The sequence below is a fragment of the Pseudomonas sp. genome, assembly GCF_026224925.1.
Lineage (GTDB): Bacteria > Pseudomonadota > Gammaproteobacteria > Pseudomonadales > Pseudomonadaceae > Aquipseudomonas.
Window position 1 is genome coordinate 1 of sequence record NZ_JAMFRV010000334.1, and the last position, 12,805, is coordinate 12,805.

The window sequence follows — 12,805 nt, forward strand, 5'->3', positions numbered from 1 at the left end:
AGCGGCGCTCCTCTTCAAGACGGCCCGGCTCTTCCAGGCTCATTTTGTGCGGGAACAGGCCCTCTTCCATGCCCACCAGGAACACGTAAGGGAATTCAAGGCCCTTGGCACTGTGTAAGGTCATCAGTTGCACGCTGTCTTCGTGTTCCTCAGCCTGAGTGTCGCCGGATTCCAGCGATGCATGGCCAAGGAAAGCCGCCAGCGGTGACAGATCGGCGTCTTCTTCGGCGTTCTCGAAGTTGCGCGCCGCACTGACCAATTCCTCAAGGTTTTCTACCCGAGCCTGGCCTTTTTCGCCTTTCTCTTCCTTGTGGTAATTGATCAGCCCGGATTGCTCAATCACCGTCTGCGTCATCAGATGCAACGGCATCTCCATGACTTTCGCCGCCAAGTTTTCGATCAGCTCGACGAACCCACCCAGCGCGCCAGCGGCACGACCGGTCAGGCCTTTATTGGCGATCAGTTGGCGCATGGCCTCCCACATCGACACATCGGCATGGCGTGCGTGTTCACGAATCGCTTCAACGGTTTTTTCGCCAATACCGCGTGCTGGAACGTTGATGACGCGCTCCAGCGCTGCATCGTTGCCACGGCCGTCCAGCAAGCGCAGGTACGCCATCGCATTTTTGATTTCGGCACGCTCGAAGAAGCGCTGACCGCCATAAATCCGATACGGAATACGCTCGCGCAGCAATGCTTCTTCCAGCACCCGCGATTGGGCGTTGGAGCGGTAAAGAATGGCGATGTCGCTGCGCATCAGGCCGGTCTTCAACGCGCTTTCGATGGTTTCGACCACGTAGCGCGCTTCATCATGTTCGTTGAACGCGGCGTATAAATTGATCAGTTCGCCGTCACCACCATCGGTCCACAATTCTTTGCCCAAGCGCCCGCTGTTGTTCACGATCAGCGCGTTGGCGGCTTTGAGAATGCTTGCCGTAGAACGGTAGTTCTGTTCCAGGCGGATGGTCTCGGTGTCAGGGAAGTCTGAAGAATACTCGTGAATGTTCTCGATTTTTGCGCCGCGCCAGCCGTAAATCGACTGATCATCGTCGCCAACCACCATCAAACTGTCGCCACCTTGGGCCAGTAGACGCAGCCACGCATATTGAACGGCGTTGGTGTCCTGGAACTCGTCCACCAGCACGTGACGGAAGCGTCGCTGGTAATGCGCCAGCAAGCCCGGATTGTCGCGCCACAAATCCAGGGCGCGCAGCAGCAGCTCTGAGAAGTCGATGACCCCGGCGCGCTGACAGGCAGCCTCGTAGGCTTCGTAGATCGCTTTCATGGTGGTTAGAAACAAGTCACCCACAGCCTGAATATGTTTCGGGCGCAGGCCTTCGTCTTTTTGGCCGTTGATGAACCACTGGGCCTGACGGACCGGCCAGCGTTGTTCGTCCAAACCCATCTCGCGCATCACGCGCTTGACCAAGCGTTGCTGGTCATCACTGTCGAGAATCTGGAAGTTCTGGTTCAGCCCGGCTTCCTGCCAATGCGCCCGCAACAAGCGGTGCGCCAAGCCATGGAACGTGCCAACCCACATGCCGGCCGGACTGATGTCCATCAGTTGCTCGATGCGGTGGCGCATCTCGGCAGCGGCTTTGTTGGTAAACGTCACCGACAAAATCGAGTGTGAGGAGGCTTGCTCGACCTGGATTAACCAGGCGATACGGTGCACCAACACACGGGTTTTACCGGAACCAGCGCCGGCAATGACTAACTGACGGCCGACAGAGGCAGCTACGGCCTGACGTTGGGCATCGTTGAGGGAGTTCAGCAGAAGGGAGAGATCATCGCGCATCGGCGCATTCTAGGGTGCTGCGCTAGCTCGGGCAAACCAAGCTTTGCATTAGCCGATAAATGTCACTCGAAGGATGACCGGTTAGTCAGGTCTGCAGGCGCCGCCGGCTATGCCTGAGCCGCCTGGGGCAAGGCATTCGGAGCGACCGCCGGACTGGGTTAATGACCTTCGGCAGTTTGGTCTACTGAGCAGCTTGTGTATGCTCGGCCGACGTTTAAGGCCCAACCATTATAAGAACATTGCCTATGACCCCTATTTTAAGCTCCTCGGGCGCTGCTGTTGCGACCCGTCGGGTGCTCCGAGAGCAATTTGCAACGCAGATTGCCGTTGAGCGCACGCGCCTGCTTTACCAGGGTTCACTATTGCCGACCCTGTTCATGTTGCTCAATGGATTGGTCTGCAGTTGGTTGCTCTGGAGCCCCCAGCGCGCACTGCTGATTAGTATTTGGCTGGGCTGGCTGACCGCGCTGGTTGGCCTGCGCGTCATGCAGGTCGCGGCGTTCAACGCGGCGACGCCGTTGCGCCAGGCACAACCGATCTGGCGAGTCATGTTTTTGCTAGGGGCAGCTGTCAGTGGCCTGACGCTTGCCAGCGCTGCAATCGCTTTGGTCCCCACTGACAACTTCGTGCAGCAAGCCTGGGTGTTCGGCCTGATCGGCGCGGCCACGTTGTCAGCCAGTGTCGCCTACGCGGTGAGCATGCCGGCGTTTCTGACCTTTACCCTGTCGTGTTTGCTGCCATCGATCGCTTTCCTGTTTCTACAGGGGGATGAGCAGCAACGAGGCTGGGCATGGCTCGGCCTGATTTTGCTTATGGCGCTGGTGGTCGTGGCGGTGCAAATAAATCGTTTGATCCGTCGCGGTTTGCTCAGGCGTTTTCAAAATCAGGCGCTCATCGAGGATCTGCAACAGGCGCAAGCTCAGGGCGAGCAGCTCAATCAAGCGTTGGCGCGGGAGGTTGAGGAGCGAATGCGCTACCTCACCCACTATGACGAACTGACGGGGCTGGCTAACCGCTCGCTCTTCAGAGAGCGCCTTCGCGAAGCCAATCAGCGCGTGCGTCAGGGCGGGCGGGGTCTTGCATTGCTACACATCGACCTGGACCGCTTCAAGTTGCTCAATGACAGCCTGGGGCATGAAGTGGCTGATCAGTTGCTGCGCCAGGTCGCTCGACGCTTGAGCAGTGCGTTGCCTGAGGCCGACACCATTGCGCGGTTGTCTGGAGATGAATTTGCCGTGTTGCTCGACCCGTACGGCAATCTGTCCAGCCTGGCGCGGGTGACCAGTCGAATGTTGGCTAAATTACGCACACCGCTGCTGGTTGATGGGCAGGAGCTGGTCATCAGTGCGTCGGTCGGCATTAGCCTACTGCCTGATTCGGCCCGGGAGATCTCGGTGCTGATCAGCCAGGCAAACATAGCCATGCAGCATGCCAAACACGTGGGCGGCAATAATTTCCAGTTCTACACCGACAGCTTGCAAGCCAGCACGCTAGAGCGTTTTCAACTGGAAAATCAGCTGCGCAAAGCCATCGACGAAAAGCAGTTGCAGGTATTCTACCAACCGAAGCTGTGCCTCGCGACAGGTCGCTTGAATGCCGTTGAAGCCTTGGTGCGCTGGAAGCACCCAACGCTGGGCATGGTGCCGCCGGGGGAATTTATCGGGCTGGCGGAGGAGACAGGGTTGATAGGACCCATCGGCGAGTTTGTGTTGCGCCAAGCCTGTTGGCAGGCGCGGGAATGGCAGCGTCAGGGGCTGGAGCCGATTCGGGTATCGGTTAACCTGTCGGTCCATCAACTGCGCCAGGGGAAACTGGTCAGTCTGGTCCGCCAGGTGCTGGAAGAAACTGGGCTGGAGCCGCAGCATCTTGAGCTGGAGCTGACCGAAAGCCAGCTGCTGGACAGTGTTGAGCACATTATCGCGACCTTCCATCAACTGCATGACTTGGGCGTGAAGTTGGCCATCGATGACTTTGGCACGGGTTATTCGTCATTGAGCTACCTGAAGCGTTTTCCGGTGGATTACGTGAAGATCGACCAGACGTTTATTTGTGGTCTAGGTGAGGGTACCGAAGACGCGGCTATCACCCAGGCAATCATTGCCATGGCTCATAGTCTGAAGCTGAAAGTCGTCGCCGAAGGCGTGGAAAATCACGAGCAACTGGCATTTCTCAAAGACCACCACTGCGATGAGGTCCAGGGCTACCTGATCAGTCGACCGGTGGAAGCGCAGGCGGTTACACGCTTATTGATGGATGACCAACTCGCCGCATGGGCGTGACAGTCCGGCGCGATCTTCCGCACATATCACTTCGCCAAGCTCGTTTAGCTGTGCGGCCCGCAGGTCATGTAGTATAACTACAAGAAAGCTACATCCCGGCAAAGCCGCAATCATTGAGTCCTCTCCTTTGAATCTGTTGCAACACATCGGCCAGTCACGCCATCTGCTACGCAAGTCGGAACTCAAGGTTGCCGACCACGTGCTGCTTGACCCAGCGGCCGTGATGCACAGCTCCATGGCTGACCTCGCGCACAGCGTGGGTATCAGTGAGCCGACCATCGTGCGTTTTTGTCGAGCTATCGGTTGCACTGGTTTCCAGGACTTGAAACTCCAATTGGCGCAGAGCCTTGCCGCGGGTGCCAGCTTCGGTCAGTTCGCGATTCACGAAGACGATTCGGTTGCTGATTACAGCCTGAAAATTTTCGACACGACGCTGCATACGCTGATGGAGGTTCGGGAAAATCTTGATCCCCAAGCGTTGCAATCGGCGGTGACAGCCATGGCGGCCGCCCAGCGCGTAGAGTTCTACGGTTTCGGTGCTTCCGGCGCCGTCGCAGCGGATGCGCAGCACAAATTCTTCCGTCTGCTGCTGACCGCTGCGGCCTATTCCGACCCGCATATGCAGGCCATGTCGGCAGTCACGCTCAAGCCCACGGACGTCGCCATTTGCATCTCCCAATCGGGGCGCTCCAAGGACTTGCTGATCACCGCGAATTTGGTCCGTGAAAGCGGTGCCACGTTGATCACCTTGTGCCCGAGTCAGACGCCGTTAGCGGAATTGGCCAGCATCAATCTCGCCATCGATGTCCATGAAGACACTGAAATCTATACGCCGCTCACCTCTCGAATTGCCCATTTGGTGGTGATCGATGTACTGGCGATGGGCGTGGCCATGGCGCGTGGCCCGAGTTTGGTCAACCACCTGAAGAGCGTCAAACGCAGCCTGCGCAGCCTTCGTCTCTCGCCAAAGTCAGCCAAGCACGTCGACGACTGATAGCGCTCTAGCTGTCAGGCCGTCTTCGCGAATGAATTCGCTCCCACAGTTACACCGCATATCTCCTGGGGGAATTCATTCGCGAAAAAGCCAACGCGGTAAATAAGCGAACATCAGTCAAAAAGCATTCATCATCCTGTCACTTGATCGCCGCGTAATCGTCATTGCCGACGCTCATGCTCTAGCTCCCGAACACGTGATGGGAGACAGGACATGCCTCGGCACTACGATGAATCACAGCCGCACGCCAACACCGCGAGCGCTGCAAATACCTCCAAGAACACTCGGCGCCAACAGGAAGATCAGCGACGCATGGAATTTCGGCGCGCCATCGAGAGCTATTCCGAGCAGCGACAATTAGCCCAAGAGCTTTCTGACTACTTCGACCTAGGTCCGGTCAATAACTTGTGGCAACAGCGCGCGGAAGATTCCCGTCGAAACGCTCAACAAGCCGGCTGATCTGCGCACGTTCGGCGCGGATGAACCCAAGAAACGCGCGGGCGACCGGCGACAGCGGTTTGTCCTTGGCCTGCACCACGCACCAACTGCGATACAGCGGCAACTCGGCTACCGGTAGCTCACGCAGCATGCCGGTGGCCAGTTCCAGGCTCAATGCATGACGAGTCAGCATTGCCAGCCCCAAACCGGCAACCACGCTTTCGCGCTGGGCTTCGTTAGAAGACACTTCTAGCGTGTGGTTGAAGTGCACTCGTTTCTCTTTGAAGAACTCTTCGCAGGCTTTGCGAGTGCCTGAGCCAAGTTCGCGGATCAGCAGCGGATACGGTTCCAAGTCTTTAAGCGTCAACGTCTCGGCCTGGCACAGTGGATGATCAGGTGGCGCTACCACAACGATGGGGTTGTTCAGGAACGGCATAAACTCCAACCCCATGTCCTGCGGCACCATCGACATAATCACCAAGTCATCCCGGTTATCCGACAGCCGCCGAATCGTCTGTGCGCGATTGACCACGGTCAGGTTGAGAATGACATCGGGGTACTGTCGTTTGAACGCGGCGAACATATGCGGCACGAAATACTTGGCGCTGGATTCAATGGCCAGTTTGAGCTGTCCTTGCAACGAACCCTGCATGTCCGTTAGCTGCATATCAAGGTTTTCCAGCCGACCAAAGATGTCGCGACTGGCGGCTTTGAGCGCTTCAGCGGCTTCCGTGAGGTAGAGCTTTTTGCCAACATACTCAAACAGCGGCTGACCGATAAGCTCTTCCAGCTGGCGAATTTGTAGGCTTACGGCCGGCTGCGTTAAAGACATTTCCTCGGCTGCGCGGCTGTAGGATTTCAAGTCGCACACTTCATTGAAGATTCGTAGCTGACGCAATGTCATACGCATCAATGACTTACGCATATTTTTCACCTTATTCAAAAGCCGATGAAGCCAACTATAAGGTTTTCCTTATACACATCCCAACTTTTACTGATTTTTATTAATCCTTCTCGCAGCTTAGGGTGGTTCCCGTAATGCGACTGCAACGCAGTATGCGGTCCCACGCCGAACGGCTAAGCCGGTTCGTCTGTTCTAACGGTCGAGGAAACGCCAGTGATAACAAAAATCCTGATCGCCAACCGCGGTGAAATTGCTGTCCGGATCGTGCGTGCTTGCGCCGAGATGGGCATCCGCTCGGTTGCGGTCTATTCCGACGCCGACCGTCATGCGCTGCACGTAAAGCGCGCTGACGAAGCCCACAGTATTGGCGCAGAACCGCTTGCTGGTTATTTGAACCCGCGCAAGCTGGTCAACCTGGCTGTAGAAACCGGTTGTGATGCATTGCACCCTGGTTACGGTTTTCTCTCGGAAAACGCTGAGCTGGCGGACATCTGCGTCGAACGTGGAATCAAATTCATCGGTCCATCGGCCGAAGTTATTCGCCGCATGGGCGACAAAACCGAAGCTCGCCGCAGCATGATCAAGGCTGGTGTGCCGGTCACGCCGGGCACCGAAGGCAACGTCGCCGACATCGCTGAAGCGTTGGTAGAAGGCGAGCGCCTCGGTTATCCGGTGATGCTCAAGGCCACCTCAGGCGGTGGCGGTCGCGGCATTCGCCGTTGCAACAGCCCTGAAGAGCTGGAACAGGCATTTCCCCGGGTTATCTCGGAAGCGACCAAAGCCTTCGGTTCTGCGGAGGTCTTCCTCGAAAAGTGCATTGTTAACCCCAAGCACATTGAAGCCCAGATTCTTGGCGACAGTTTTGGCAACGTCGTGCACCTGTTCGAGCGCGATTGCTCCATCCAGCGCCGTAATCAGAAGTTGATTGAAATCGCCCCGAGCCCACAACTGACCCCTGAGCAGCGCGCTTACATCGGCGACCTGTCGGTGCGGGCAGCCAAAGCGGTGGGTTACGAAAACGCGGGTACCGTGGAGTTCCTGCTCGCCGAGGGCGAGGTGTACTTCATGGAGATGAACACCAGGGTGCAGGTGGAACACACCATCACTGAAGAAATCACCGGCATCGACATCGTCCGCGAGCAGATCCGTATTGCGTCCGGCCTACCGCTGTCGGTCAAGCAGGAAGACATCATTCACCGTGGTTTCGCCCTGCAATTTCGGATCAACGCCGAAGACCCGAAAAATAACTTCCTGCCGAGCTTCGGCAAGATCACCCGTTATTACGCACCCGGCGGTCCTGGCGTGCGTACTGACACGGCGATCTATACCGGCTACACGATTCCGCCGTTCTACGACTCGATGTGCCTGAAGCTGATTGTCTGGGCATTGACCTGGGAAGAAGCCATGGACCGGGGCTTGCGCGCTCTGGACGACATGCGCTTGCAAGGGGTCAAGACCACGGCAGCGTATTACCAGGAAATTTTGCGAAATCCGGAATTCCGTAGCGGCCAGTTCAACACCAGCTTCGTTGAAGCCCACCCGGAACTGACCAACTACTCGATCAAGCGCAAACCCGAAGAGCTGGCTTTGGCCATCGCCGCCGCCATTGCCGCCCACGCAGGCCTGTGAGGAAGTCCCATGTCCAAGAAGATTTTTGTAACTGACACCATCCTGCGTGACGCCCATCAGTCGCTGTTGGCGACCCGCATGCGCACCGAAGACATGCTGCCGATCTGCGCAAAGCTCGACAAGGTCGGCTATTGGTCGCTGGAAGTGTGGGGCGGCGCGACCTTCGATGCCTGCGTGCGCTTTCTGAAAGAAGACCCGTGGGAGCGCCTGCGCCAACTGCGTGCGGCGCTGCCTAACACACGCCTGCAAATGCTGCTGCGTGGTCAGAACCTTTTGGGTTACAGGCATTACAGCGACGACGTGGTGCGGGCTTTCGTGGCCAAGGCAGCGGTCAATGGTATCGATGTGTTCCGTATTTTCGATGCGATGAACGACGTCAGAAACCTGCGCGTGTCGATTGAAGCGGTTAAGGCTGCGGGCAAACATGCGCAAGGCACCATCGCGTATACCACCAGCCCAGTGCACACGATTCAAGCATTTGTGGCTCAGGCCAAGCAGATGGAGGCCATGGGTTGCGACTCAGTGGCGATCAAGGACATGGCTGGCCTGCTGACGCCGTATGCCACCGGTGAGCTGGTCAAGGCGCTAAAGGCTGAGCAATCGCTGCCAGTGTTCATCCATTCCCACGACACCGCCGGTTTGGCCGCGATGTGTCAGCTTAAAGCGATTGAAAACGGTGCCGATCACATCGATACCGCAATCTCTAGCTTCGCCTGGGGCACCAGCCATCCAGGTACCGAATCGATGGTCGCCGCGCTCAAGGGCAGCGAGTTCGATACCGGTCTGAACCTGGAGTTGCTGCAGGAAATCGGTTTGTATTTCTACGCAGTGCGTAAGAAATATCACCAGTTCGAAAGCGAATTCACCTCGGTCGACACTCGCGTGCAGGTCAACCAGGTACCGGGGGGGATGATTTCCAACCTCGCCAATCAGCTCAAAGAGCAGGGCGCGCTGAACCGCATGGCTGAAGTGCTTGCGGAGATTCCTCGGGTTCGTAAAGACCTTGGCTACCCACCGCTGGTGACACCAACATCGCAAATCGTTGGGACTCAGGCGTTTTTCAACGTACTGGCAGGCGAGCGCTACAAAACCATCACCAACGAAGTGAAGCTCTATCTGCAAGGTGGCTACGGTAAAGCACCGGGCGTCGTGGATGAAAAGCTGCGCCGTCAGGCGATTGGTAATGAAGAGCTGATTGACGTGCGCCCAGCCGATTTGCTCAAACCAGAAATGGTCAAGCTGCGGGCGGAAATCGGCGCCCTGGCCAAGTCTGAAGAGGACGTGCTGACTTATGCGATGTTCCCGGACATTGGTCGCAAATTCCTTGAAGAACGCGAAGCAGGCACCTTGAAACCCGAAGAGCTGTTGCCGATCCCCGAGGCGGGTGGCATCAGTAAGGCGGGCGGCGAGGGCGTACCCACTGAGTTCGTGATCGACGTCCACGGTGAAAGCTATCGTGTAGACATCACGGGTGTCGGCGTCAAAGCCGGCGGCAAGCGCCACTTCTATCTGACGATTGATGGCATGCCGGAAGAAGTGGTGTTCGAACCGCTCAATGAGTTCGTGGGCGGCGGCATCGGCAAGCGCGCACAAGCGACCGAACCGGGCCACGTGAGCACCACGATGCCGGGCAACATCGTCGACGTATTGGTCAAAGAAGGCGACGTGGTCAAAGCGGGTCAAGCACTGCTGATCACTGAAGCGATGAAGATGGAGACTGAAGTACAGGCCACCATCGCAGGCAAAATCACGGCGATTCATGTCGCCAAAGGTGATCGCGTTAACCCTGGCGAAATCCTGGTGGAAATCGAGGGCTGATTCGGTACCCGCTTAACTGTTTACTCTGGGGGGAGCACTCGTGGCTCCCCTTTTTTTATTTCCTGATTTGTTAGAGATCCAAGCACCCTGCGGGACCGAATTCATTCGGGAAGGCCGCGACCCGGTGCATCAGTCAGACCGCATTGCCTTTTCGCGAATGAATTCGCTTGGGCCCAGGCTTAGAAACTCATCTGCCACTGCCCCATCAACGCATGGTTGCGGCTGTTACTGCCCAGTTCGCCGTTGTAACCGACGCTCAAGGTGTGGCGGGCTGACAGCCCGATATCCAGGCCGGCTTCGACCATCAGGCTGTCGCGATCCAATGCGCTGCCCTCGACGCTGAACGCGCTGCCGCCGAGGACGAAGGCCTGGCGGGTTTCGCTGTCGACATCGCCGTAGACGTGGCGCCAGCCGAGGCTCGCGCGTGGGGTAAGGCTGATGCCGCTCTCAAGTTGGTTGAGGTGCGCCAAGCGCAGGCCGAAGGTGCTGCTGAAGTTGTCTTGGGTTTGCGCATCGACCTGCAAAGACGCGGCGCCGCCTTTCTCGGTGTAGCTATCGCGGTGGTAGCGCTGATAGCCGAGGTTGGCAAAAGGCTCGGCGCTGATTCGACCGCTGCCCAAGGCGTAACCCAGTTCCGCGAACGCTTGCTGACTGTTGGCGTCGTAATCGCCTTCTGGTCGGTCGGTGAAGCCGTTGAAGTCGACGCTGCGTTTGCTCTCGCCATCGTGTTTGCTGTAGGCAGCGCCCAAACGCAGGGCCAGCGGACCGCTTTGGCGCATGGCGTAGGCACCCACGTGCCAGCTGTCGACGGTGCCATCGACGCCGCTACTGTCGAGGTCAGTTTTCGAGTAGCCGCCCAATATGCCCATACGCCAACTCGGGGTCAGCGCCCAGTCTGCGCCGAGTAGGCTGCCGCGAGTGCGTTGTTCCAGGCCGCTGCTACCGTGCTCACCGTCGAGCTTGCCGTAGCTGCCGATGCCTTGCAGCCACACGCGGCCTTGGGCGTTGGGGTCGTTCAAATTGCGCGCGCTGCTGGGCACGCCCGTGGCGGCGAAGGTAGGGGTTTGTGCCTGGTCCAGGCCGATTAACAGACCGGCGCCGCTGCCCATTTGCTGCATGGCAGCCAGCATGCTGCTGCCTACTTGAGCACTACCGGCCAAGGTGGCACTGCTCAGGCTGGCGTTGCTGCTGCCGGCCAATTGTTCGATGGCCGAACCTGCTGTGCTGGTGCTGGTATTCAGCAGGGCGTTGTACAGCGTATTGTTTTTGCTCAGGGATGCCAGGCTGTTGGCCGCGCGACCGCCGTTAGCCGTGCTGGCGTAGTCGCTGAAGGCGACGTCGTTGCGCGTGTAGGTCAGGCCGACCTTGGTCGGGTCGTATGTCAGCGTTGGGGTCAAAAACGCATAGTCGCTGCTGACGCTGCCAAATTTGCCGCTGATACTGCCAGCTTCGAGCACGGTGTAGCTGCTCTGCCACGGATAAGCATTACTGGTGGCGTTGGCATTGACCACCAGTGAGGCACCGTTGAGGTTGGCGTTGCCCGCGACGTTGAGCGTGGCGCTGCTGCCATCCGCGTTGGCGCCAAAGGCCAGCGTCGAGCCACTGCCCATGGTCAGGTTGCCGTTGACGCTGGCTGCACCTAGCACGGTATTGGCGAGCAAGGTCCCGTTGACGTTGAGATTGCCGACCGTACCGCCGCCTCCATACACCGCGCCTTGATCCACGGTCATGGTGCCGGCGATACCGCCCTGATTGATCAATTCGGCGCCACTGAGAACAGCGCCGCCCACGCTGAAGTCGCCACTGCCGGTCAACGTCCAGACGCCCTGACGAACTTGCAGAGATTCAAAGTTTTGGCTGGCGCCAAAGCTGCCGCCCAGCGCGTCGTCCATGATCAAGGTGTTGGTGCCGGTGCCGCCATCCACCAATCCGTTAAAGCGACTGCCGTTGCGCAGGATCAACGTGTCGTTACCGCCGCCAAGGTCCAGCGCCAAGCCATTGGTGCCGCTGATTACGCCGTCGTTGATCACCTGGTCGTCGAATTCGCCGACCAGCTTGACGCCAAATCCGTCCAGCCCACGAATGGTCCCGTGGTTTTCCAGGTAGGTGGCGCCGACGCCGGAACCACCGCTGCCGTCATCGACCAAAATTCCGCTGTTGGCGCCGCTGATCATTGCACCCTTAGCGTTGAGAATGTAGCCACCGCCGGCGGCAATGCCTTCGCTGCCGTTGGCGAAGCCGTTTTTATCGACACCGCTCGCGCCCACGCCCTGGATCGTGCCGTAGTTTTCGATATGGCCGATGAGGTCGATGTCGACCCCGTCGCCATCACCGTTGGGCTGTAGGCCATTGTTGGCCCCAGTGATGGTGCCGTAGTTGATAACCGTGCCGCTGCCATCCGAACCAAAGCCGGAGCCGTTGCGCCCGATTACTGTGCCGAAGTTGGTCAGCGTGGCGCCCAGGTCGGTGGTGATGCCATGGCGACCGCCTGAAATCAGGCCGTAGTTGGTCACTGTGACACCGGTCGCGGAGTCGATGTCTATGCCGTCGAATTTATCGGTAGCGGTCTTGGAGTCACCTGTAAAAATCTCGCCATAGTTGGTGATGCTGGCGTTGGAGCCGGTCTTCATTCCGTCGCTGAGGTCGCCCCGGATCAGGCCACCCTCACGGTTGATAATGGTGGTTTTCACGCCCGCACCGCGCAACGCATCAAGGTCCAGGCCTTGGCCGGTCAGCGAATGAATGGTGCCGCTGTTGTCGATGACAATCGTGCCGCTAGGGATGTTGCTGTTGATGCGCAGGGCATCGTCGAAACCCTCGATCAGACCGCCCGCCCGGTTGGTGATGATGTAATTGCGCGCTTTTGTCTCATCGCCGCTGCTGTCAAACGCCCGGCCGGCGGTGGAAATAATCTTGCCTGAGTTGTCGACCACGACGCCCGCGCC

Annotated in this window: 8 protein-coding genes; 5 read left to right on the forward strand and 3 right to left on the reverse strand. The window is 58.2% G+C overall.

What is annotated here, in order from left to right; translation table 11 throughout:
- A partial coding sequence (uvrD, locus tag M0974_RS14625; RefSeq protein WP_297837914.1) for a DNA helicase II occupies positions 1–1,798 on the reverse strand: 1,798 nt, incomplete at its 3' end.
- Between the two features lie 245 nt (positions 1,799–2,043).
- Between uvrD and M0974_RS14630 the strand changes: the two genes are divergently transcribed.
- The 3 genes from M0974_RS14630 to M0974_RS33330 all read left to right on the forward strand — a co-directional run bounded on the left by M0974_RS14630 (position 2,044) and on the right by M0974_RS33330 (position 5,530).
- Complete coding sequence (locus M0974_RS14630; RefSeq protein ID WP_297837917.1) at positions 2,044–4,077, forward strand: EAL domain-containing protein; 2,034 nt, start codon at positions 2,044–2,046, stop codon at positions 4,075–4,077.
- Between the two features lie 127 nt (positions 4,078–4,204).
- Positions 4,205–5,071, forward strand: coding sequence for a transcriptional regulator HexR (hexR, locus tag M0974_RS14635; protein ID WP_297837920.1), 867 nt, complete (start codon positions 4,205–4,207; stop codon positions 5,069–5,071).
- A 213-nt stretch (positions 5,072–5,284) separates the two neighbouring features.
- Positions 5,285–5,530, forward strand: a complete 246-nt coding sequence (locus tag M0974_RS33330; protein WP_367279018.1) for a PA3496 family putative envelope integrity protein — start codon at positions 5,285–5,287, stop codon at positions 5,528–5,530.
- Here M0974_RS33330 and M0974_RS14645 read toward each other — a convergent pair.
- Complete coding sequence (locus M0974_RS14645; protein ID WP_297837923.1) at positions 5,469–6,434, reverse strand: LysR family transcriptional regulator; 966 nt, start codon at positions 6,432–6,434, stop codon at positions 5,469–5,471. The genes M0974_RS33330 and M0974_RS14645 overlap by 62 nt on opposite strands.
- 192 nt (positions 6,435–6,626) lie before the next feature.
- Here M0974_RS14645 and M0974_RS14650 point away from each other — a divergent pair, with 192 nt between their 5' ends.
- Positions 6,627–8,042 carry an acetyl-CoA carboxylase biotin carboxylase subunit gene (locus M0974_RS14650; RefSeq protein WP_297837925.1) on the forward strand — a complete coding sequence of 472 codons (1,416 nt, stop codon included), beginning with the start codon at positions 6,627–6,629 and terminating at the stop codon, positions 8,040–8,042.
- A gap of 9 nt (positions 8,043–8,051) precedes the next feature.
- Positions 8,052–9,860 carry a sodium-extruding oxaloacetate decarboxylase subunit alpha gene (gene oadA, locus M0974_RS14655; protein WP_297837927.1) on the forward strand — a complete coding sequence of 603 codons (1,809 nt, stop codon included), beginning with the start codon at positions 8,052–8,054 and terminating at the stop codon, positions 9,858–9,860.
- 179 nt (positions 9,861–10,039) lie between these two features.
- Here oadA and M0974_RS14660 read toward each other — a convergent pair.
- Positions 10,040–12,805 (reverse strand): autotransporter domain-containing protein (locus tag M0974_RS14660; RefSeq protein ID WP_297837929.1); only part of this gene is annotated, 2,766 nt, incomplete at its 5' end.

Coding starts and splice junctions, on each gene's coding strand:
- oadA (WP_297837927.1), top strand. CDS start 8,052: ATGTCCAAGAAGATTTTTGTAACTGACACCATCCTGCGTGACGCCCAT.
- M0974_RS14645 (WP_297837923.1), bottom strand. CDS start 6,434: ATGCGTAAGTCATTGATGCGTATGACATTGCGTCAGCTACGAATCTTC.
- M0974_RS33330 (WP_367279018.1), top strand. CDS start 5,285: ATGCCTCGGCACTACGATGAATCACAGCCGCACGCCAACACCGCGAGC.
- M0974_RS14630 (WP_297837917.1), top strand. CDS start 2,044: ATGACCCCTATTTTAAGCTCCTCGGGCGCTGCTGTTGCGACCCGTCGG.